This is a genomic window from Pseudomonas sp. OVF7 (genome assembly GCF_030644265.1).
In the GTDB taxonomy this organism is placed as follows: Bacteria; Pseudomonadota; Gammaproteobacteria; order Pseudomonadales; family Pseudomonadaceae; genus Aquipseudomonas; species Aquipseudomonas gorinensis.
Window position 1 is genome coordinate 2,173,164 of the sequence record NZ_CP128996.1, and the last position, 23,010, is coordinate 2,196,173.

Genomic DNA, 23,010 nt, shown 5'->3' on the forward strand with positions numbered 1-23,010 from the left:
GACGGTTTACAGCCCCGATTTCAGGCTGGCTTCCAGGTATTCGTCGATATCGCCGTCGAGCACCTTGTCGCAGTCACTGCGTTCGATGTTAGTGCGCAAATCCTTGATCCGCGACGCATCAAGCACATAAGAACGGATCTGGTGGCCCCAGCCGATATCCGACTTGGTGTCTTCCAGCGCCTGGGAAGCGGCGTTGCGCTTCTGCATTTCCTGCTCGTACAACTTGGCCCGCAGCATTTTCATGGCGGTGTCCTTGTTCGCGTGCTGGGAACGTTCGTTCTGGCAACTGACCACGGTGTTGGTCGGGACGTGGGTAATACGGACAGCCGAGTCGGTGGTGTTTACGTGCTGGCCACCGGCACCGGAGGAGCGGTAGGTGTCGATCCGCAGGTCGGCCGGGTTGATCTCGATTTCCACCTTGTCATCGATCTCGGGCGAGACGAACACTGCGCAGAACGAGGTGTGGCGACGGTTGCCGGAGTCGAACGGGCTCTTGCGCACCAGGCGGTGTACGCCGATCTCGGTACGCAGCCAACCAAAGGCGTATTCACCCTTGATGTGCACGGTCGCGCCCTTGATACCCGCGACTTCACCGGCCGACAGCTCCATGATGGTGGCGTCGAAACCGCGCTTGTCGGCCCAGCGCAGGTACATGCGCAACAGGATGTTGGCCCAGTCCTGGGCTTCGGTGCCGCCGGAACCGGCCTGGATATCCAGGTAGGCGTTGTTCGGGTCCATCTCGTGGCTGAACATGCGACGGAATTCAAGCTTGGCGAGGTTTTCCTCGAGACGGGCCAGCTCGGCGACGACATCGCCCACTGCGCCTTCGTCGTTCTCTTCGACGGCCATGTCCAGCAGGTCGCGGCAATCGGCCAGACCGGTGTTCAACTCGTCGAGGGTATCGACGATCTGCGCCAGCGCAGAACGCTCGCGGCCCAGTTCCTGGGCGTATTCAGGTTTGTTCCAGACACTCGGATCTTCAAGCTCGCGATTGACTTCGGTCAGACGCTCATGCTTTTGATCGTAGTCAAAGATACCCCCGAATAGTTTCGGAGCGCTCGGACAGGTCCTTGATGGTGTTAAGGATCGGGTTGATTTCCATGGCGGGCAGCACTCGTTGGCGAACTTTTGAAAGCCGGCGAGTATAACGGCAAACGGCTGCAAACGGCAGTCCGCTTGGCGAAAAGGCAGACTACGCAGGGTTAAATGTGGGAGGGGGCACGCCCTCTCACACATTTTGATCGGTTGCGGCCTCAGGTCACTCGATGCCCACCTGGTTACGCCCGTTATGCTTGGCCGTATACAACCCCTTGTCCGCCGCCATGATCAGTTGTCGGCAATCGGTGCCTTGCACGGGCGTCATGGTCGACAGGCCGATGCTGATGGTCAGGCTGGAGCCTTCGGTCGGAGCGATATGGGGGATTTTCAGGGCCGCGACGGCCATGCGTAGCTTTTCCGCGACTAACCGCGCACCACCGGGCGAGGTGTTGGGCAGCACCAGGGCGAATTCTTCGCCGCCATAGCGCGCCGGCAAGTCCGAGGGGCGGCTGCTGGCTTCGCGGATGCTGGCGGCGACCTTGCGCAAGGCTTCGTCGCCTTCGACGTGGCCAAAGCTGTCGTTGTAGGTCTTGAAGAAATCCACATCGATCATCAGCAGCGACAACTGGGTCTGGTCGCGCAAGGCGCGGCGCCACTCCAGTTCCAGGTATTCGTCGAAGTGGCGGCGGTTGGACAGGCCGGTGAGGCCGTCGGAGTTCATCAGGCGCTGCAGCACCAGGTTGGTATCCAGCAACTGTTGCTGGCTGACCCGCAGCGCGCGGTACGCCGCATCACGCTGCAACAAGGTCATGTACGAGCGCGAGTGGTAGCGAATACGCGCCACCAGTTCGATATTGTCCGGCAGCTTGACCAGGTAATCATTGGCCCCGGCCGAGAACGCCGCGCTCTTGATCAGGGGGTCTTCCTTGGTGGAAAGCACAATGATCGGAATGTTTTGCGTGGCCGGGTGGTTGCGGTATTCGCGCACCAGGGTCAGGCCATCCAGGCCGGGCATCACCAGGTCCTGCAGGATCACCGTGGGCTTGATGCGGATCGCCTGGGCAATCGCCTGGTGCGGATCGGCACAGAAGTGGAAGTCGATGTTTTCTTCGTGGGCCAGGCCGCGTCGTACGGCTTCACCGATCATCGCCTGGTCGTCGACCAGCAACACCATGGCGGCGTTTTCGTCGGTCTTGATGTCGTCGATCTGTAAGTCATTCATGTGCAGTCACCTGAATTACTGCCTGCAAACCAGCAGCCGGAGGTACGGATCATTTTGCAAACACCTCCAGCAATCGGGGCGCAATTCTATCCAATGGGCGAATTTCAACAGCAGCATCAATCGCCGCCGCCGCTTTGGGCATGCCATACACCGCCGAACTCTGCTGGTCCTGGGCGATGGTCAAATATCCTTGTTCACGCATCAATTTGAGGCCCTGGGCTCCGTCACGGCCCATGCCGGTCAGCAATACGCCGACGGCATCGCCATTCCAGTGGCTGGCGACGCTTTCGAAAAACACGTCGATGGACGGCCGGTAAATTTCGTTCACCGGCTCTGCGGTATAGGCCAGCGTGCCATTTTTCAACAGGCGTATATGGTGGTTGGTGCCGGCCAGCAGCACCACGCCGCTTTGTGGCGGCTCGCCTTCGCGTGCCAGGCGCACCGGCAGGCCGGAGGCGCTGCTCAACCACTCGGCCATACCGGCGGCGAACACCTGGTCCACATGCTGCACCAGCACAATGGCGGCGGGAAAGTCCCGGGGCAAGCCCTTGAGGAGGATTTCCAGGGCAGCCGGCCCACCGGCCGAGGAACCGATCGCCACCAGGCTCTGGCGTTTGCCGGTGCTGCGCGGGGCTGCGGTTTCGGCGCGTACGCGGCTGCCGCGCTGGCCAATCAGCCAGCCAATATTGAGGATTTTGCGCAACAACGGCGCCGCCGCGTCCTTGGGGTTGCCCACGCCGAGCGCCGGTGTATCCACCACATCCAGGGCACCATGGCCCATGGCCTCGAACACACGGCTGACATTGGCCTGGCGGTCGACCGTGACGATCACGATCGCGCACGGGGTCTCGGCCATGATCCGCCGGGTGGCCTCCACACCGTCCATCACTGGCATGATCAGGTCCATCAGAATCAGGTCCGGCGTCAGTTCGGCGCAGCGCTGCACCGCTTCGAGGCCATTGCTGGCAACCCACACCACCTGGTGCGCGGGCTCGAAACTCAAGGCACGGCGCAGGGCTTCCACGGCCATGGGCATGTCATTGACGATCGCAATCCTCATGCCCGGGCCCCTCCAATCAGTTCCACCACGGCGTCCAACAGGGCGTCGTCGTGAAAGCTGGCTTTGGCTAAATAATAGTCGGCGCCAGCATCCAGTCCCCGACGTCGGTCCTCTTCGCGATCCTTGTACGACACCACCATCACCGGCAACGATTGCAAGCGCGTGTCACGCCGCAGGAGTGTGACCAATTCAATACCGTCCATGCGAGGCATATCGATGTCAGTGATCAGCAGGTCGAAGTCTTCCGAGCGCAAGGCGTTCCAGCCGTCCATGCCATCGACCGCCACGGCCACTTCATAACCGCGATTGAGCAGCAATTTGCGTTGCAACTCGCGCACGGTGAGCGAGTCGTCGACCACCAGCACCCGCTTGCGTGGTGCTTCGGTGGCCTGCTGGCTGCGCCGGGCGATCCGCTCCAGGCGCCCGGTGTTGAGCAGTTTGTCCACCGAACGCAGCATGTCTTCGACATCGACGATCAAGACGACCGAGCCATCGTCCAGCAAGGCGCCGGCAGAAATATCCTGGACCTTGCCCAGGCGATCATCCAGCGGTAACACCACCAGGGTGCGCTCGCCGACAAAACGCTCCACGGCAATGCCGTACACCGCATCGCGCTCGCGAATCACCACCACCTTCAGGGTTTCGTCATTGCTTTGCCCCGGCGGGCGCTGCAGCAACTGGCTGGCCGCGACCAGGCCGACATGCCGGCCTTCGTGCCAGAAGTGCTGGCGCCCTTCCAGTTGCACAATGTCGTCGGGGGCCAGGTCGCACATGCGCTCGATGTGGGCCAGCGGAAAGGCATAGGCTTCTTCGCCGACCTCCACCACCAGGCTGCGCACCACCGACAGGGTCAACGGCACTTCGAGGTGGAAACGACTGCCCTGCCCCGGCGTCTGCTCCAGCACCACCGCCCCCCGCAATTGGCGCACCATATGCTGCACCGCGTCCAGGCCGACCCCGCGCCCAGACACCTCGGTGACCTTGTCCCGCAGGCTGAAGCCCGGCAGGAACAGGAACGTCAGCAGTTCTTCTTCGCTCAGGCGCAGGGCGGTGTCCAGCGGGGCCAGGTGCCGATCGACGATGGTGGCGCGCAGACGCTCGAGGTCGACGCCACTGCCGTCGTCGCTTAACTCCAGCACCAACAGCCCAGCCTGATGGGACGCGCGCAGGCGGATCAAGCCCTCTGCCGGCTTGCCCGCGAGCAGGCGCTGTTCGGGCAGTTCAATGCCATGGTCGACGGCATTGCGCAGCAGATGGGTCAGCGGCGCTTCGAGCTTTTCCAGCACGTCGCGGTCGACCTGGGTTTTTTCGCCCTCGATTTCCAGGCGCACCTGCTTGCCCAGGCTGCGGCCGAGGTCGCGCACCATGCGCACCTGCCCGGCCAGCACATCGGCAAACGGGCGCATGCGACAAGCCAACGCGGTGTCGTAGAGCACTTGGGCGCGTTGCCCGGCCTGCCAGCCGAACTCATCCAGCTCGGCGGTTTTTTCTGCGAGCAGGGCCTGGGCTTCACTCAACAGGCGCCGGGTGTCAGCCAGGGCTTCCAGGGCTTCGAGGGGCAAGCCGAGGGGCTTGAGGTGGCCATCGAGATGGTCCAGGGCGCGCGCACTGTTGCTCTGGATCCGCTTGAGGCGTTGCAGGCTGGCCAGGTAAGGCTTGAGCCGCTGGGTTTCCACCAGGGATTTGCTGGACAGGTCCAACAGGCTGTTCAGGCGCTCGGCGGTGACCCGCAATACCCGCTCGCCCCCTTCGGTCATGCGTTTGTTGTGGCGCGGTGGCTCGCCGATAACAGGCGGCGCGGGCTCGGGTTCAGGCGGCAGCGCCTCGACCACAGGGGCGGGAACCGGTACCGGCTCCGGCGGCGGGGCGACTTTCGCCACGGGCTGCGACGGATCGAGCAAGCGCTCCATCAACGCCACATAGGCCTCGATATCTGCCGGCCCCACGGTGTTGCCCGGGGTGGCGATACGCATCAGCAGGTCGGTGCCTTGCAGCAGCGCATCGATATGTTCGGGTTGCAGGTACAGGCGACTTTCCTGGGCGCTGACCAGGCAATCCTCCATGACATGCGCCACGCTGACCCCGGCGTCCACACCGACAATCCGCGCGGCCCCCTTGAGCGAGTGCGCGGCACGCATGCAGGCCTCGAGCTGGTCGGCTTGGGTCGGGTTGCGCTCCAGGGCCAGCAGGCCCGCGTTCAAGACCTGGGTCTGCGCATCGGCTTCCAGGCTGAACAGTTCCAGCAGCGAGGCATCACGCATCTGGTCGGGGGTCATGTGAGGCTCCGGGTCACGGCAGACAACAGTTGCGCCTCATCCAGCCAACGCAGGCTGCGGCCTTTCCACTGCAACACCCCTTGGGTGAAGCGAGCGCTGGCCTGGGTGCCGGAGGCCGAGGCTGCCTTCAAGGTACGCTCATCGATGGCGTGGATGCCGTCGACTTCATCCACTGGCACCACCACCGGACCATCCTGCGCGGCGATGATCAACATGCGCGGCATGCTCCGCCCATTGCTGGCGCTGGTGCCGGCGGCGTCCAGGCCCAGCAGTTCCACCAGCGACAGGCACGCCACCAGCGCGCCGCGCACATTGGCCACACCGAGCAACGCCCGGGAGCGCTGGTGCGGCAGGGAGTGAATCGGTTGCAACGGCGCCACTTCCACCAGGCAACGGGTGGCGATACCCAGCCATTCTTCGCCGAGGCGGAACATCAGCAACGAACGGGTGACGATATCCTGATCGAGTTCGACCGCTGCCCGGCGGTGGTCGTCCTGTTGCAGGGCGTAGCGGTCCAGCAAGCGCGTGGCGGCGGCGGAGTACACCGCGCAGTTGCGGCAGTGAATATGATCGGCCAGCAGTGGGCAGGACTTGTCACCATGGATGCCGATACGGTTCCAGCAATCATCGATGGCCTGGGTGTCGGCCAGGGTCAGGTCCAGGCCGGCGGTGTCGAGCGCGTCAGGGCTACTCATCGTTTGGACTCACTGTCAGCTCGCTCACTACGGGCAGCACGCGCCTGCAAGCGGCGTGCCCCCGCGCTGTCGCCCTGGGATTCGAGTAACGCAGCCAGGTGCATCAAGGCCTGCGCGTGCTGCGGTTCCAGATACAAGGCTTTTCGATAATACCCCTGGGCTTCCAGGGCGCTGCCGGCCACATCACTGAGCAGCCCCAACCAGTAGAACACCTGGGCGACCGGTGGGTGGGCATTCAAATAACGTTCACAGGCCGCACGGGCCTCGGCGCTTTTGCCCTCGTTGGCCAGGGTGGCGATCTGGCTGAGCAAGTCACCGGCCTCGGATGGCGGCGCCTTGATCGGCACGCCATGGGGGCGAACCGTGCTGAAGGGGCGTGGCTTGAGCGGAATCGGTGCAGCACTGCGCGGCGGCGCCGGCATGGGCCTTGGCACAAAGGCCGGCTCCGGTTGGTCCGGCGCGCCCTGCCGACTGAAGGCGAACGACTGCGGCACCCCAATCGAGCGCATGCCATGGCGGCCCAGCAGGCTGCCCTCGGCCGGGCCGATAAACAGCACGCCGTCCACGTGGGTCAGGGCCTTGAGCACGTCGAACACTTGTTTTTGCGTCGGCTGGTCGAAATAGATCAGCAGGTTGCGACAGAACACAAAGTCGTAGCTGGGCTCATTCGCCAGCAATCCGGGGTCGAGCAGGTTGCCGACTTGCAGGCGTACCTGTTCGCGTACGCGGTCGGCGATATGGAACCCGTCGGCGTGCTCCACGAAGTGACGCTCACGAAAGGCCAGGTCCCCTCCCCGAAAGGAGTTCTTGCCATACACGCCGCGCCGGGCACGCTCCACCGACAGCGGACTGACGTCGATGCCTTGCACCTTGAATTGGTGCGGTGCCAGGCCGGCGTCGAGCAAGGCCATGGCGATCGAATAGGGCTCTTCGCCGGTGGAACACGGCAGGCTGAGGATGCGCAACGCGCGCATTTGCTTGATCTCCGCCAGGCGGGCGACCGCCAGCCGCGCCAGGGTCGCGAAGGATTCGGGGTAACGGAAAAACCAGGTTTCGGGGACGATCACTGCTTCGATCAGCGCTTGCTGTTCATCATGGGAACGTTGCAGGTGCTGCCAATATTCATCCGCCGTCTGCGCCTGGCTCACCTGGCTACGCTGGCGCACGGCACGCTCGATGATCGCCTCGCCGACCGAAGCGACGTCCAGGCCGATGCGTTGCTTCAGGAACGCAAAAAACCGTGGGTCGTTGCTCATAGGCTCTGCTCGGCGGAAAACAGCAAGGCGCGCACTTCATCGGTGAGCAATTCGTTGACGCCGATCCACTGCATCAAGCCCAAGGCATCTTCACGCACCGGCCCCAGGTACGGCGCCGCGCGGTTGTCCAGGCCGTACGGCTTGAACTCCCCCAGGTCGCAACGCAGGGTGTCCGTGGCTTGTTCCAGGATCAGCCCCAGCCAGCGCGCCTGGAGCCAGGGTTCGGGCTGGTAATTGACCAGCACCAAGCGTGTGCTGGTGCGGACCTGGGCCGGTTTGCCGAAGGCCAGGGCGCTCAGGTCGATAACCGGCACCATCGCGCCCCGATGGGCAAAGATGCCTGCGACCCACTGCGGTGCATGGGCGATGGGTTTGAGCAACAGGCGCGGCAGCACCTCGGCCACCTCAGTGGCCCTGAGGGCATAACGCTCGTCACCGATGTGGAACACCAGGAACAAGGCCTTTTTCGCTGCCGGGACGGCGCCGCGTTTAGCCGCGAGGTCGCTCATCAGACTTTGAAACGCGACACGCCGCTGCGCAGACCGACCGCCACCTGGCTCAGCTCATCGATGGCAAAGCTGGCCTGGCGCAAGGACTCGACGGTCTGGCTGCTGGCATCGCCCAGTTGCACCAGGGCGTGGTTGATCTGCTCGGCACCCGTGGCCTGGGCCTGCATGCCTTCGTTGACCATCAACACCCGCGGCGCCAGGGCCTGCACCTGATGGATGATCTGCGAGAGTTGTTCGCCCACTTGCTGCACTTCGAACATGCCCCGGCGCACTTCTTCGGAGAACTTGTCCATGCCCATCACCCCGGCGGACACCGCCGACTGAATCTCGCGCACCATCTGTTCGATATCGTAGGTGGCCACGGCGGTCTGGTCGGCCAGGCGCCGTACCTCGGTGGCCACCACGGCAAAGCCCCGACCGTATTCACCGGCTTTCTCGGCCTCGATGGCCGCGTTGAGGGACAACAGGTTGGTCTGGTCGGCGACCTTGACGATCGTCACGACCACCTGGTTGATGTTGCCGGCCTTCTCATTGAGGATCGCCAGCTTGGCGTTGACCAGGTCGGCGGCGCCCATCACCGAGTGCATGGTCTCTTCCATGCGCGCCAGGCCCTGCTGGCCGGAACCGGCGGCGACCGAAGCCTGGTCGGCAGCCGTGGACACTTCGGTCATGGTACGGACCAGGTCCTTGGAGGTGGCCGCGATCTCCCGCGAAGTGGCGCCGATTTCGGTGGTGGTTGCCGCGGTTTCAGTGGCTGTGGCCTGCTGCTGCTTGGAGGTAGCGGCAATCTCGGTGACCGAGGTGGTGACCTGCACCGACGAACGCTGTGCCTGGGCAACCAGGGCAGTCAGCTCGGTCATCATGTCGTTGAAGCCGGTCTCCACCTCGCCGAACTCGTCCTTGCGCGCCAGGTTCAGGCGTTTGCTGAGGTCACCGGTACGCATGACGCCGAGGATTTCGACGATGCGGTGCATCGGCGCCATGATCGCGCGCATCAACAACAGGCCACACAGGCCGGCGGCGAGGATGGCAACGATCAACGACACCGCCATGCTGATCTTGGCGGACAGCACCGCGTCGTCGATGGCCGCCGTGGCCCGGTCGGATACGTCCTTGTTTTCAGTGATGATGTCGTTGAGCTTCATGCGCCCTTCGGTCCAGATCGGCGTCAATTGCTCTTCAAGCAACACGTTCGCCCCCGGCAGGTCGTTGGCCTCAATCCGAGCCAGCACCTCGGCCAGCGCTTTGTTGTAGTTGATGTGCGACGCCTTGAAGTTATCGAACTCCATGCGGTCAGCCTGGCCATGAACGGTTTTTTCATAGCTGGCCATCAGCAGTTCAATGCGCGTTTCGAAAGACTTGTAGTCGGTCTTGTCGGAACTGGTGAGGGTCTTTTCGTCGCGCAAGCCAATGATGTCGACAGTCAGCAAATAGCTGTCGACCCACGCGCTGCGAATCATCGAACTGAGGTAAACCCCGGGGACCGCATCGTCGCGGACCGATTCCTGGCTGGCTTCGATCTTCAGCAACCGTGAGTAGGACACCACGACCATCAGCAGCATTATCGCGATAATGACCGCAAAGCTCGCCAAAATTCGCTGGCGCAAGGTCCAATTCTTCACAGTATTTCCTCGAAGGGCCATTCAAATGGAGGGGAGTATAGCTGAGCAGAAGCCCTCATTTATCAATGGGTTTTGATGTGGCGCGCGCAGAACGTAAAAAAAAACCTGTGGGAGGGGGCTTGCTCCCGATAGCGGTGGTTCAGTTGAAGTCTCTACAAACGGGGGCAGCGCCATCGGGAGCCAGCCACCCCTGTTCAAACATAAAATAAGTTATTGATTTTAAATAATTAAAATCTTGCTTAAACGACCGTATTTTTGTGGCGAGCGAGCGGTTGTGGCGAGCAGGCCTGCTCTCTACAGGGAGTCCAGTAGAAGAGGGAGTGGGCCCTTCTACAGGTTTAACGACGTACGCCTTGTATCTACGAGTTGAGTCTCACCTGTTTTTCCAACTCAACCTTCAAGCCAGGCTCAAGCTTCAATTGGCGCGCCAACTCATCCAGATATGCCTTCTCCATAAAGTTTTCCTCATCCACCAGCATCACACTGGCGATGTACATCTCGGCGGCCATTTCCGGGGTGCTGGCGGCACGGGCCACATCGGCCGGGTCCAGGGGTTTGTTCAGCTCGGCATGCAGCCAGCTTTGCAATTCGCGGTCGTTGTCCAGCTTGGTGAATTCCCCTTCGATCAGCGCGCGCTCGCGTTCATCTACATGACCGTCGGCCTTGGCGGCCGCCACCAATGCCTTGAGGATACCCTGGCTGTGTTGTTCGACCTGGGCCGGTGGCAGGCGGTCGATGGTCTGCGGCTCGCCTTGGGGCGCGCTGGCCTGCTGCGCTTGCCAGTTGCCGTAGGCTTTGTAGGCAATCACACCCAGCGCCGCCAGCCCGCCATAGGTCAGGGCCTTGCCGCCGAATTTGCGCGCTTTCTTGTTACCCAGTAACAACCCCATGGCCCCGGCCGCCAGGGCGCCGCCGCCCGCGCCGCCGAGCAGGCTGCCGAGCCCGCCACCGCCGAGCAACCCGCCAAGGGCACCTTTGTCGTCCGACTTGCGCTGGCCGCTGGCCTTGTTCTGCAACATGTCCTGGCCAGACTTGAGCAACTGATCGAGCAATCCACGGGTATTCATTCGTAGCCTCCAGACACTAGGGTTCATAGGACCAATAGGCTCCCAGCGTAAAACTAAGTGCCAAAAACCCCCGATCTAGAGTGCTTCCAGATGTAACGCGGCTATCCTTCGGTTAAATCGATATACACTCGAGAAAATCGATAAAAACACCCCACTGGTAATTCCAGCATGATGACCTTGCGTCAAATCCGCCATTTCATCGCCGTGGCCGAGACCGGCTCGATCTCCGCCGCCGCGCAGACCGCGTTCATTTCCCAATCCACACTGACCCTGGCGATCCAGCAACTGGAGCAGGAAATCGGCGTCAACCTGTTCAACCGCCACGCCAAGGGCATGACCCTGACCCACCAGGGTCATCAGTTCCTGCGCCAGGCGCACTTGATCCTGGCCACCGTCGACAACGCCAAGCGCAGCCTGCAACAGAGCACCGACCAGGTCGCCGGACAATTGATCATCGGCGTGACCAGCCTGGTGGCCGGCTACTACCTGGCCGACCTGCTCACCCGTTTCCAACGCGCCTACCCCAATGTGGAAATCCGCGTAATGGAAGACGAGCGCCCGTACATCGAGCATTTGCTGGTCAGCGGCGAGATCGATGTGGGGGTGCTGATCCTCTCCAACCTCGAAGACCGCCACGCCCTGCAGACCGAAGTGCTCACCCACTCGCCCCACCGCCTGTGGCTGCCGGCGCAACATCCGCTGCTGGAGCACGACAGCATCAACCTCGCCGATGTCGCGCGCGAGCCGTTGATTCAGTTGAACGTCGATGAAATGGGCCACAACGCCCAACGCCTATGGGCCGGTGCCGGCCTGCATCCGCGCGTGACCCTGCGCACGGCATCCACCGAAGCGGTGCGCAGCCTGGTGGCGGCGGGCCTGGGTGTGTCGATCCAGCCGGATATGACGTACCGCCCCTGGTCCCTGGAGGGCGACATTATTGAAGCGCGACCCATCGCCGACCTCAGCCAGACCCTTGACGTCGGCCTGGCCTGGCGCCGCGGCACGGCGCGACCGGCGCTGGTCGATCCGTTCCTGACCGTCGCGCGTGAGCAGCCACACCCGCGCAAGCCATCTATTTAATCGAATGCGGCATTCAGTATTTAGTATTTGTTGACCTCGCGCTTGACCTCTAGTCTCTGTTCATCCCCTAAGAGAAAGGTCAGGCCCTCGTAAGAGAACGCCCATGGCCACACAAGAAAAGAGATCGCGAAAAATGTCCGGCGCGCCCACCCCGCTGCTCACTGCGTTGCTGATCGACGGCGAACTGGTCCAGGGCCAGGGTTTTGCCGAGCCGATCCTCAACCCGGCCACCGGCGAAGTACTCACCCAGATCGCCGAAGCCAGCGCCGAGCAGGTCGAAAGCGCCATCCTCGCCGCCCACCGGGCGTTTGCCGGCTGGTCGCGGACCACGCCGCAGCAGCGATCGAACATCCTGCTGGGCATTGCCGAAGCCATCGAGAAACAGGCCGACTACCTGGCCCGCCTCGAATCCCTGAACTGCGGCAAGCCGTTGCACCTGGCGCGCCAGGATGACTTGAGCGCCACCGTCGATGTGTTCCGCTTCTTCGCCGGGGCCGTGCGGTGCCAGACCGGCCAGCTCAGCGGCGAATACCTGCCAGGCTACACCAGCATGGTGCGGCGTGATCCGATTGGCGTCGTTGCCTCCATCGCGCCATGGAATTACCCGCTGATGATGGCCGCGTGGAAGATCGCCCCTGCGCTCGCCGCGGGTAATACATTGGTATTCAAGCCCTCGGAACACACGCCGCTGTCGATCCTCGCCCTTGCCCCGGTCCTTAAAGCGCTGCTGCCACGCGGAGTGATCAATATTCTGTGTGGCGGCGGCGAAGGGGTGGGCAGCCATCTGGTCAGCCACCCGAAGGTGCGCATGGTGTCACTGACCGGCGACATCGTCACCGGGCAGAAAATCCTCCAAGCCGCGTCCAAAACCCTGAAACGCACGCACCTGGAATTGGGCGGCAAGGCGCCGGTGATCGTGTGCAACGACGCCGACTTGCAAGCCGTGGTCGAGGGCGTGCGCGCCTACGGTTACTACAACGCTGGCCAGGATTGCACTGCGGCATGCCGCATCTACGCCCAGGCGGGCATTCACGACAAACTGGTCGCCGACCTCGGCGCCGCCGTCAGCAGCCTGCGCTTTGCGGGCAAGCGCGATGCCGACAACGAACTCGGCCCGCTGATCAGTACGCGCCAGCGCGACCGCGTCGCCAGTTTTGTCGAACGCGCCCTCGGCCAACCGCATATCGAGCGGATCACCGGCGCCGCCGTGCATTCCGGCGCAGGCTTTTATTACCAGCCGACCTTGCTCGCCGGCTGTAAGCAGCACGATGAAATCGTCCAGCGCGAAGTGTTCGGCCCCGTGGTCACGGTGACGCGCTTCGAGGAGCTGGAACAGGCGGTGGATTGGGCCAATGATTCGGAATACGGCCTGGCCTCCTCCGTGTGGACCCAGAACCTGGACAAGGCCATGCAAGTGGCGGCGCGCCTGCAATACGGCTGCACCTGGATCAACAGCCATTTCATGCTGGTCAGCGAAATGCCCCACGGCGGCTTGAAGCGCTCGGGGTATGGGAAAGATCTGTCCAGTGATTCGCTACAGGACTACAGCGTGGTGCGCCACATCATGGCGCGCCACGGCCAGCACCTTTAAAACAACAACTAAGCTCATGCGTCACCGGTTGCACAAAACTGCCCCGACCATAATTAAAGAAGAGGGAACCCCCATGTCCGCGCACAAGACCGCACTGCTCAGTGCCCTGACCACCGCGCTGCTGACGAGCGTCAGCCTCCACGCCGCCGAGCCGCTCAAGGCGGTGGGTGCTGGTGAAGGCCAGTTGGATATCGTCGCCTGGCCCGGCTATATCGAACGTGGCGAGAGCGACAAAGCCTACGATTGGGTCACAGGTTTCGAGAAAGAAACCGGCTGCAAGGTCAATGTGAAAACCGCCGCCACCTCTGACGAAATGGTCAGTTTGATGGCCAAGGGCGGTTACGACCTGGTCACCGCGTCGGGCGATGCGTCGCTGCGGTTGATCGTCGGCAAGCGTGTGCAGCCAATCAACACCGCATTGATCCCCAACTGGAAGAGCATCGACCCGCGCCTGAAAGATGCGCCGTGGTACGTGGTCGGGCAGCAAACCTACGGCACGCCGTACCAATGGGGCCCGAACGTGTTGATGTACAACACCAACGTGTTCAAGACCGCACCCACCAGTTGGAGCGTGCTCTTCGAGGCGCAGAACCTGCCGGACGGCAAGCCGAACAAAGGTCGCGTGCAGGCGTATGACGGCCCGATCTACATCGCCGATGCGGCGCTGTACCTCAAGTCGACCAAGCCGGAACTGGGCATCCAGAGCCCGTATGAGCTGACCGAAACCCAGTACAAGGCGGTGCTTGAGCTGTTACGCGCCCAGCAACCGCTGATCCACCGCTACTGGCACGACACCACCGTGCAGATGAGTGACTTCAAGAACGAAGGCGTGGTGGCCTCCAGCGCCTGGCCTTATCAGGTCAACGGCCTGGTCAACGAGAAGCAGCCGATCGCCTCGACTATTCCCAAGGAAGGCGCCACCGGCTGGGCCGACACCACCATGTTGCACAGCGAGGCCAAGCACCCGAACTGCGCCTACAAGTGGATGGACTGGTCGCTGCAGCCGAAGGTCCAGGGCGATGTCGCGGCCTGGTTCGGCTCGCTGCCGGCGGTGCCGGCGGCCTGCACCGGCAGCGAACTGCTGGGTGCCGAGGGTTGCAAGACCAACGGCTTCGATCAGTTCGACAAGATCGCCTTCTGGAAAACCCCGCAGGCTGAAGGCGGCAAGTTCGTGCCGTACAGCCGCTGGACCCAGGACTACATCGCGATCATGGGCGGCCGCTGAGGCGTCCCAGACAACATAGGTCTCCTGTGGGAGGGGGCTTGCCCCCGATTGCGATGTGTCAGCCAACCTATCTGTCACTGAACCACCGCTATCGGGGGCAAGCCCCCTCCCACATTGACCGCATTCATAGATGTTTTGATTTTTCAGAAGTCCAGGCCGGGCCGCTGCGACGACCCGCGCCTTTTGGGAGCACCGCACCATGACGCTTGCAGTCCAATTCACCCACGTCTCCCGGCAGTTCGGCGAAGTGAAAGCCGTTGACCGGGTTTCCATCGATATCCAGGACGGCGAGTTCTTTTCCATGCTCGGCCCTTCCGGCTCCGGCAAGACCACTTGCCTGCGCCTGATTGCCGGGTTCGAGCAGCCGAGCGCAGGCTCGATCCGTATTCACGGCGAGGAAGCCGCGGGCTTGCCGCCGTATCAGCGCGACGTCAATACCGTGTTCCAGGATTACGCGCTGTTCCCCCATATGAACGTGCTCGACAACGTGGCCTATGGCCTGAAAGTCAAAGGCGTGGGCAAGCCCGAACGCCTCGAACGCGCCGAAGAAGCCCTGGCCATGGTCGCCCTCGGTGGCTATGGCGAGCGCAAACCGGTGCAACTCTCCGGCGGGCAACGCCAGCGCGTGGCCCTTGCCCGCGCCCTGGTCAATCGCCCGCGCGTATTGCTGCTGGACGAACCCCTGGGCGCGCTCGACCTCAAGCTGCGCGAGCAGATGCAAAGCGAGCTGAAAAAGCTGCAACGCCAACTGGGCATCACCTTTATCTTCGTCACCCACGACCAGACAGAAGCCCTGTCGATGTCGGACCGCGTGGCCGTGTTCAATAAGGGTCGCATCGAGCAGGTGGATACGCCGCGCAATCTCTATATGAAGCCGGCCACCGTGTTCGTCGCCGAGTTCGTCGGCACCTCCAACGTGATTCGCGGTGAACTGGCCCAGCGCCTCAGCGGCAGTGCGCAGCCGTTCTCGATCCGCCCGGAACACGTGCGGTTCGCCGAAGGCCCGTTGGGGGCTGGCGACGTGGAGATCAGCGGCCTGTTGCATGACATTCAGTACCAGGGCAGCGCCACCCGCTATGAATTGAAACTGGAAAACGGCCAGGCGCTGAACATCAGCCAGGCCAACAACCAGTGGCTGGACATCAGCAGCGGCCATCAGGTCGGCCAGCCCATCACCGCCCGTTGGGCGCGGGGAGCCATGACTCCGCTGACCGATATCGCAGGCGAGGTCTGACATGAGCCAGGCCCTTTCCCAACCACCGATGCGCAGGTTTTCCAACCTGCTGTACCGCAAGCCCAACCTTTACCTGGCGATGCTGCTGGTGCCGCCGCTGATCTGGTTCGGCGCGATCTACCTGGGTTCATTGCTGACCCTGCTGTGGCAAGGCTTCTATACCTTTGACGACTTCACCATGGCGGTCACCCCGGACCTGACCCTGGCCAACTTCGCCGCGCTGTTCCAGCCGTCGAACTTCGACATCATCCTGCGCACCCTGAGCATGGCGATCGTGGTGTCGATCGCCAGCGCGATAGTGGCCTTCCCGATTGCCTACTACATGGCGCGCTACACCACGGGCAAGATCAAGGCGTTCTTCTACATCGCGGTGATGATGCCCATGTGGGCCAGCTATATCGTCAAGGCCTATGCCTGGACCTTGCTGCTGGCCAAGGGCGGTGTGGCGCAGTGGTTCGTGCAGCACCTGGGCCTGGAGCCGGTGTTGCAGTTCGTGCTGGGCATTCCCGGCGTGGGCGGCAGCACCTTGAGCACCTCACACCTGGGCCGGTTCATGGTGTTCGTCTATATCTGGTTGCCGTTCATGATCCTGCCGATCCAGGCCTCGCTGGAGCGTTTGCCACCGTCGCTGCTGCAAGCCTCGGCCGATCTGGGCGCCAAGCCGCGCCAGACGTTCATGCAGGTGATCTTGCCGCTGTCGGTGCCGGGGATTGCCGCCGGTTCGATCTTCACGTTTTCGCTGACCCTGGGCGATTTCATCGTGCCGCAACTGGTCGGCCCACCGGGTTACTTCGTCGGCGGCATGGTGTATGCCCAGCAAGGCGCCATCGGCAATATGCCCATGGCCGCGGCGTTCACCCTGGTGCCGATCGTGCTGATCGCGGTGTACTTGTCCATCGTCAAACGCCTGGGGGCCTTCGATGCACTCTGAGAAATCATCACTCGGCTTGAAGATTGCAGCCTGGGGCGGCCTGGTGTTCCTGCACTTTCCGATCCTGATCATCTTCCTTTACGCCTTCAACACCGAAGAAGCCGCGTTCAGCTTCCCGCCCCAGGGCTTTACCCTGAAGTGGTTCAGCGTGGCCTTCGCCCGGCCCGACGTGCTGGACGCGATCAAGCTGTCGCTGCAAATTGCAGGCATCGCCACCCTGATCGCCATGGTGCTCGGCACGCTCGCGTCGGCCGCCCTGTATCGCCGTGAGTTCTTTGGCAAGCAAGGCGTGTCGTTGATGCTGATCCTGCCGATTGCACTGCCGGGGATCATTACCGGTATCGCCCTGCTGGCAACGTTCAAGACCCTGGGCATCGAGCCGGGGATGTTCACCATCATCGTCGGCCATGCGACCTTCTGCGTGGTGATCGTCTACAACAACGTCATCGCCCGTCTGCGCCGCACCTCCCACAGCCTGATCGAAGCATCGATGGACCTGGGCGCCGACGGCTGGCAGACCTTCCGCTACATCATCATGCCCAACCTCGGTTCGGCGCTGCTGGCCGGCGGCATGCTGGCGTTTGCGCTGTCGTTCGACGAAATCATCGTCACCACCTTCACCGCCGGACACGAGCGCACCTTGCCGCTGTGGCTGCTCAACCAGCTCAGTCGCCCACGGGATGTACCGGTGACCAACGTGGTGGCGATGCTGGTGATGATCGTGACGATGTTCCCGATTCTGGGGGCCTATTACCTGACGCGCGGCGGTGAAAGCGTGGCCGGTAGTGGCGGTAAATAACTTTTTTATTGAAGGCACCGCGCTCAAATGTGGGAGGGGGCTTGCTCCCGATGGCGGTACATCAGCCCCCCATGTGTTGACTGACACACTGTTATCGGGGGCAAGCCCCCTCCCACATGTGAACCCGGTTCTTTCAGTGACATAACAATAGTGTTGAGGAGGATTGAACCATGCAAACCAAACTCTTGATCAACGGCCACCTGGTCGAAGGCGAAGGCCCGATCCAAGCCATCTTCAACCCGGCACTCGGCCGCGTGCTGGTGGAAATCAAGGAAGCCAGCGAAGCCCAGGTCGACGCCGCCGTGCGCGCCGCCGATGCGGCCTTTGAAAGCTGGTCGCAGACCGCGCCCAAGGATCGTTCGCTGTTGCTGCTCAAACTGGCGGACGTGATCGAAGCCCATGGCGAAGAGCTGGCCAAGCTGGAATCGGACAACTGCGGCAAGCCTTACAGCGCGGCGCTGAACGACGAGATCCCGGCGATTGCCGACGTGTTTCGTTTCTTCGCCGGCGCCAGCCGCTGCATGAGCGGTTCGGCCGGCGGTGAATACCTGCCCGGCCACACCTCGATGATCCGCCGCGACCCGGTGGGCGTGATCGCCTCCATCGCGCCGTGGAACTACCCGCTGATGATGGTCGCCTGGAAGATCGCCCCAGCCCTCGCTGCGGGTAATACCGTAGTGCTCAAGCCATCGGAACAAACCCCGCTGACCGCGCTGCGCCTGGTCGAGCTCGCCTCGGAGATATTCCCGGCCGGCGTACTCAACCTGGTTTTCGGTCGAGGGCCTACCGTGGGCAACCCCCTGGTGACTCACCCGAAAGTGCGCATGGTGTCGTTGACCGGCTCCATCGCCACCGGCGCGAATATCATCGCCAGCACTGCTGACAACGTGAAGCGAATGCACATGGAACTGGGGGGCAAGGCCCCGGTGATCATCTTCAATGACGCCGATATCGATGCCGCCGTCGAGGGCATTCGCACCTTCGGTTTCTATAACGCTGGCCAGGATTGCACGGCCGCCTGCCGCATTTATGCGCAGGCCGATATCTACGACGCCTTTGTCGAAAAGCTCGGCGCCGCCGTCGCCAGCATCAAGTATGGCTTGCAGGATGACCCCAGCACCGAGCTGGGCCCGCTGATCACCGCACAGCACCGCGACCGTGTCGCCGGGTTTGTCGAACGCGCCATGGCGCAGCCGCATATTCGCCTGGTCACCGGCGGCAAGGCGGTCGAAGGCAACGGTTTCTTCTTTGAGCCGACGGTGTTGGCTGATGCGCAGCAGGATGACGAGATCGTGCGCCGCGAAGTGTTCGGGCCGGTGGTGTCGGTGACCAAGTTCACCGATGAGGCGCAGGTGCTGGGCTGGGCCAATGATTCGGACTACGGTCTGGCGTCATCCGTATGGACGGCCGATGTGGGGCGCGCCCATCGCCTGGCCGCTCGTTTGCAATACGGCTGCACCTGGGTGAACACCCACTTCATGCTCGTCAGCGAAATGCCCCACGGCGGCCAGAAGCTGTCGGGGTATGGCAAAGACATGTCCATGTATGGGTTGGAGGACTACACCACGGTTCGCCATGTGATGTTCAAGCACTGATCCACGCCCAAACGCTTTAACGCTTTAACGCTTTAATTGTAGGAGCGAGCTTGCTCGCGAAGAACGCAAGAGCACCGCGGTCAATCAGAATGTCCGCGTTATCGTTGACGTTCTTCGCGAGCAAGCTCGCTCCTACAGTTGAAACACCTACAGCGATAAAACCCAGGTTTCCCCCATGGACATCACCCACCGCGACGTCCTCAACGACGTCGCCATCTCCCTTCCCCGGTTAGCGATGTAAACGATGTCCCCGGTTTATACCGGTTGCTCCCTCCCACCTTTGGATCTTCATAATGGTTGGGTAATGTGTTCACTCACAGCCCGGAAATGTCTTGTTTCATATGCGGCGCCATCACCCCGACATCAATCATTTTTCCTACGTCATAGAACCGCTTAAGCTATCCGGCGTCTGTTTAATGTCCGTTGCGTTTGGTCGAAGGCATGTCCGAACCGTTATTTTTGATCCGTTACGTGCCAGGAACGGCGCTGGATTTGCTCACGACAGGTTGTGTCTATGCACCGCAGGAATTTGCTTAAAGCATCCATGGCCATTGCGGCTTACACCGGATTGTCAGCCAGTGGCCTGCTGGCCGCGCAGGCCTGGGCCGGGAACCGTGCCGCCGACGGCAAGGCCGTGGCGTTCGATTTCGAAACGCTGAAGGCCCAGGCCAAACAGCTCGCCGGGACCGCATATAAAGACACCAAACAGGTGCTGCCGCCGACACTGGCGACCATGACCCCGCAGAATTTCAATGCCATCGGCTACGACGGCAAGCATTCGCTGTGGAAGGAGTTGAACGGCCAATTGGACGTGCAGTTCTTCCACGTTGGCATGGGCTTCAAGACGCCGGTGCGCATGCACAGTGTCGACCCGAAGACCCGGGAAGCCCGCGAAGTGCATTTCCGCCCTTCGCTGTTCAACTATGAAAAAACCACGGTCGACACTCAGCAACTGACCGGCGACCTGGGCTTCTCTGGCTTCAAGCTGTTCAAGGCACCGGAACTGGATCGCCACGACGTGCTGTCGTTTCTCGGCGCCAGCTACTTCCGCGCGGTGGATTCCACCGGCCAGTACGGCCTTTCCGCACGAGGCCTGGCGATTGATACCTACGCGAAAAAGCGCGAGGAGTTCCCCGACTTTACGCAGTTCTGGTTCGAAACCCCGGACAAGGACGCCACGCGTTTCGTGGTCTACGCCCTGCTCGACTCACCGAGTGCCACCGGCGCCTATCGCTTTGATATCGACTGCCAGGCCAACCAGGTGGTGATGGCCATCGACGCCAATATCAATGCGCGCACCGCCATCGAACAACTGGGTATCGCGCCGATGACCAGCATGTTCAGTTGCGGCACCCACGAACGGCGCATGTGCGACACCATCCACCCGCAAATCCACGACTCGGACCGCCTGGCGATGTGGCGTGGCAATGGCGAGTGGATTTGCCGCCCATTGAACAACCCGGCCAAGCTGCAATTCAACGCCTTCGCCGACACCGACCCGAAAGGTTTCGGCCTGGTGCAGACCGACCATGAGTTCGCCAGCTACCAGGACACCGTGGACTGGTACAGCAAGCGCCCAAGCCTGTGGGTCGAACCCACCACCGCCTGGGGCGAAGGCTCGATCGACCTGCTGGAAATCCCGACCACCGGCGAAACCCTCGACAATATCGTGGCCTTCTGGACGCCGAAAAAACCCGTGGCGGCCGGCGATTCGCTCAATTATGGCTACAAACTGTACTGGAGCGCCCTGCCGCCGGTGAGCACGCCGCTGGCGCAAGTCGATGCGACTCGTTCCGGCATGGGCGGTTTCACCGAAGGGTGGGCACCGGGCGAGCATTACCCGCCAGTTTGGGCACGCCGTTTCGCCGTGGACTTCAAGGGCGGCGGCCTGGATCGCCTGCCACCCGGCACCGGTATCGAGCCCGTGGTCACCTGTTCCCATGGTGAAGTGAAAGACTTCAGCGTGCTGGTGCTCGACAACATCAAGGGCTACCGCATTCTGTTCGACTGGTACCCGACCAGCGACAGCGTGGAGCCGGTGGAACTGCGCTTGTTTATCCGCACCCAGGACCGCACCTTGAGCGAAACCTGGCTGTACCAGTACTTCCCGCCGGCACCGGACCAGCGTAAGTACACATGATGCGTTGACTTGAACATGGGCGCGGGCTTGCTCACCGCAGCAAGCCCGCCCCCATGTTCAGCGGCGAATCAGAACCGCGACACGCTCTTCATCGCGCCAATCAGATACCGCATCGCCACCTGATCGCTTTCGGTCAGGGCGCGATACTGCGCCAGTAATTCAGCTTCATCGGAACTCAACCTTTGGGCGCGCGAGTACACCCTGCGGGTCAGAAAAGACACCACCACACCGGCTACACCATAGGACTTGGCCATGGACTGTTTCTCCTGATATCGATCAAAACTCCGTGTGCCCATTACCCGCCTCCCGTGAAGCGCAATGCTTCGGCAGACAAACCGGCTGACTCCCTGGGCCAGAAATCAGACTTACCCTAAGCGTAGAAACAATCTCGTGACGTGTGGGATTTTTTTAGAGTATTCACTTAAATAATTGGGTCAGGAATAAATACCTACAGCCCTGTCCCACAGTTGCGGGCAAAAAAAACCCACCGGGCCAGGGTGGGTTTTGTGAGCGCGGATGAAGGCTCAATCCCTGAGATCAGACTCATGAATCGGCTGGTCGCGATGAGTCGCCCGTTGGTACTGGGCCGGCCAGATTGCCTTGCGCCCACCGAGATCATCGTCGGCATGCAGCGGCCAGTACGGGTCACGCAGCAGTTCACGGGCGAGGAAGATGATATCGGCCTGGCAGGTGCGCAGGATGTGCTCGGCCTGGGCCGGTTCGGTGATCATGCCGACGGTGCCGGTGGCGATGCCCGACTCTTTGCGCACACGCTCGGCGAAGCGTGTCTGGTAGCCCGGCCCGGTGGGGATCTCGGCATTGGCGGCGGTGCCACCGGAGGACACGTCGATCAGGTCCACGCCCAGGTCTTTGAGGCGGCGCGCCAGCTCCACGGTTTCATCCGGGTTCCAGCCGTCTTCCACCCAGTCGGTGGCCGATACCCGCACAAACAACGGCAGCTCCTGGGGCCAGGCTTCGCGCACCGCTTCGGTCACTTGCAGCACCAGGCGGATACGGTTTTCAAAGGACCCGCCGTATTGGTCCTGACGCTGGTTGCTGATGGGCGACAGGAATTGATGTAACAGGTAACCATGCGCTGCGTGGATTTCCACCACCTCGAAACCCGCGGTCAACGCACGTTTGGCGGCGGCGACAAAGTCGCTGATCACTTGCTGGATCTGAGCGTCATCCAGTTGCCGGGGTTGCGTGTGGTTCGGGTCAAAGGCAATCGGCGACGGCCCCACCGGCACCCAGCCGCCGTCTTCCGGCTTGACGCTGCCATGCTTGCCGATCCACGGCCGATGGGTGCTGGCCTTGCGCCCGGCGTGGGCCAGTTGAATGCCGGCCACCGCGCCCTGGGCGGCGATAAAGCGGGTGATGCGTTGCAAGGGTGCGATCTGTTCATCGTTCCACAGGCCCAGATCTTGGGCGGTGATACGGCCATCGGCGGTGACCGCGGTGGCTTCGGTAAAAATCAGCCCGGCGCCGCCGACGGCACGACAGCCAAGGTGGACGAGGTGCCAGTCATTAGCCAGGCCATCGACACAGGAGTATTGGCACATCGGCGACACGGCAATGCGATTGAGCAGGGTCAATTGGCGCAGGGTATAGGGTTCGAGCAGCTGACTCATGGCGCACCTCTTCTTGGCTTTTGGGCACTTCTGTAGGAG

Annotated in this window: 19 protein-coding genes; 8 read left to right on the forward strand and 11 right to left on the reverse strand. The window is 62.1% G+C overall.

Annotated elements, in window-relative coordinates; translation table 11 throughout:
- Positions 1–6: 6 nt before the first annotated feature.
- The 9 genes from prfB to QU606_RS09950 all read right to left on the reverse strand — a co-directional run bounded on the left by prfB (position 7) and on the right by QU606_RS09950 (position 10,745).
- Positions 7–1,102, reverse strand: a protein-coding gene (prfB, locus tag QU606_RS09910; protein WP_102625207.1) for a peptide chain release factor 2 whose coding sequence is annotated in 2 segments (ribosomal slippage) — positions 7–1,029 and positions 1,031–1,102 — 1,095 coding nt in all. Because the reading frame shifts where the segments join, the coding sequence is not laid out codon by codon here.
- A 156-nt stretch (positions 1,103–1,258) separates the two neighbouring features.
- Positions 1,259–2,260, reverse strand: a complete 1,002-nt coding sequence (locus QU606_RS09915; RefSeq protein ID WP_024073785.1) for a PleD family two-component system response regulator — start codon at positions 2,258–2,260, stop codon at positions 1,259–1,261.
- A 49-nt stretch (positions 2,261–2,309) separates the two neighbouring features.
- Positions 2,310–3,320: a chemotaxis response regulator protein-glutamate methylesterase gene (locus tag QU606_RS09920; RefSeq protein ID WP_069075378.1), complete on the reverse strand. Its 1,011-nt coding sequence runs from the start codon at positions 3,318–3,320 to the stop codon at positions 2,310–2,312.
- Complete coding sequence (locus QU606_RS09925; protein WP_150055185.1) at positions 3,317–5,596, reverse strand: hybrid sensor histidine kinase/response regulator; 2,280 nt, start codon at positions 5,594–5,596, stop codon at positions 3,317–3,319. Before QU606_RS09925 ends, QU606_RS09920 begins: the two co-directional genes overlap by 4 nt.
- Positions 5,593–6,291, reverse strand: a complete 699-nt coding sequence (locus tag QU606_RS09930; protein ID WP_024073782.1) for a chemotaxis protein CheW — start codon at positions 6,289–6,291, stop codon at positions 5,593–5,595. The genes QU606_RS09925 and QU606_RS09930 overlap by 4 nt, the downstream gene beginning before the upstream one ends.
- Positions 6,288–7,547: a protein-glutamate O-methyltransferase CheR gene (locus QU606_RS09935; protein WP_024073781.1), complete on the reverse strand. Its 1,260-nt coding sequence runs from the start codon at positions 7,545–7,547 to the stop codon at positions 6,288–6,290. The genes QU606_RS09930 and QU606_RS09935 overlap by 4 nt, the downstream gene beginning before the upstream one ends.
- On the reverse strand, positions 7,544–8,056 hold the full coding sequence (locus QU606_RS09940; protein ID WP_024073780.1) for a chemotaxis protein CheW: 513 nt from the start codon (positions 8,054–8,056) through the stop codon (positions 7,544–7,546). The genes QU606_RS09935 and QU606_RS09940 overlap by 4 nt, the downstream gene beginning before the upstream one ends.
- The gene (locus QU606_RS09945) at positions 8,056–9,678 is read right to left on the reverse strand and encodes a methyl-accepting chemotaxis protein (RefSeq protein ID WP_024073779.1); all 1,623 of its coding nucleotides are present in this window, start codon (positions 9,676–9,678) and stop codon (positions 8,056–8,058) included. Before QU606_RS09945 ends, QU606_RS09940 begins: the two co-directional genes overlap by 1 nt.
- A gap of 359 nt (positions 9,679–10,037) precedes the next feature.
- Positions 10,038–10,745, reverse strand: a complete 708-nt coding sequence (locus QU606_RS09950; protein WP_024073778.1) for a tellurite resistance TerB family protein — start codon at positions 10,743–10,745, stop codon at positions 10,038–10,040.
- Positions 10,746–10,913: 168 nt separating this feature from the next.
- Here QU606_RS09950 and QU606_RS09955 point away from each other — a divergent pair, with 168 nt between their 5' ends.
- From QU606_RS09955 to QU606_RS09990, 8 genes are all read left to right on the forward strand, one after another.
- Positions 10,914–11,825 (forward strand): LysR family transcriptional regulator, encoded by a 912-nt coding sequence (locus tag QU606_RS09955; protein WP_024073777.1) that lies wholly within the window; start codon positions 10,914–10,916, stop codon positions 11,823–11,825.
- 133 nt (positions 11,826–11,958) lie between these two features.
- Positions 11,959–13,416, forward strand: a complete 1,458-nt coding sequence (locus tag QU606_RS09960; protein ID WP_024073776.1) for a gamma-aminobutyraldehyde dehydrogenase — start codon at positions 11,959–11,961, stop codon at positions 13,414–13,416.
- 73 nt (positions 13,417–13,489) lie between these two features.
- Complete coding sequence (ydcS, locus tag QU606_RS09965) at positions 13,490–14,641, forward strand: putative ABC transporter substrate-binding protein YdcS (protein WP_024073775.1); 1,152 nt, start codon at positions 13,490–13,492, stop codon at positions 14,639–14,641.
- A gap of 199 nt (positions 14,642–14,840) precedes the next feature.
- Positions 14,841–15,875: an ABC transporter ATP-binding protein gene (locus tag QU606_RS09970; RefSeq protein ID WP_024073774.1), complete on the forward strand. Its 1,035-nt coding sequence runs from the start codon at positions 14,841–14,843 to the stop codon at positions 15,873–15,875.
- A gap of 1 nt (position 15,876) precedes the next feature.
- Positions 15,877–16,806 carry an ABC transporter permease gene (locus QU606_RS09975; protein WP_304998349.1) on the forward strand — a complete coding sequence of 310 codons (930 nt, stop codon included), beginning with the start codon at positions 15,877–15,879 and terminating at the stop codon, positions 16,804–16,806.
- Positions 16,796–17,605 carry an ABC transporter permease gene (locus QU606_RS09980; RefSeq protein ID WP_102624406.1) on the forward strand — a complete coding sequence of 270 codons (810 nt, stop codon included), beginning with the start codon at positions 16,796–16,798 and terminating at the stop codon, positions 17,603–17,605. Before QU606_RS09975 ends, QU606_RS09980 begins: the two co-directional genes overlap by 11 nt.
- A gap of 170 nt (positions 17,606–17,775) precedes the next feature.
- On the forward strand, positions 17,776–19,200 hold the full coding sequence (locus QU606_RS09985; protein WP_024073771.1) for a gamma-aminobutyraldehyde dehydrogenase: 1,425 nt from the start codon (positions 17,776–17,778) through the stop codon (positions 19,198–19,200).
- A 514-nt stretch (positions 19,201–19,714) separates the two neighbouring features.
- Positions 19,715–21,340, forward strand: a complete 1,626-nt coding sequence (locus tag QU606_RS09990) for a glucan biosynthesis protein D (protein ID WP_024073769.1) — start codon at positions 19,715–19,717, stop codon at positions 21,338–21,340.
- Positions 21,341–21,408: 68 nt separating this feature from the next.
- Here the strand turns inward: QU606_RS09990 and QU606_RS09995 are convergent, their stop codons facing one another.
- Complete coding sequence (locus QU606_RS09995) at positions 21,409–21,594, reverse strand: hypothetical protein (RefSeq protein ID WP_024073768.1); 186 nt, start codon at positions 21,592–21,594, stop codon at positions 21,409–21,411.
- Between the two features lie 270 nt (positions 21,595–21,864).
- A complete protein-coding gene (locus tag QU606_RS10000; protein WP_304998350.1) occupies positions 21,865–22,971 on the reverse strand; it encodes an NADH:flavin oxidoreductase/NADH oxidase in 1,107 nt (368 codons plus the stop codon).
- Positions 22,972–23,010 lie beyond the last annotated feature (39 nt).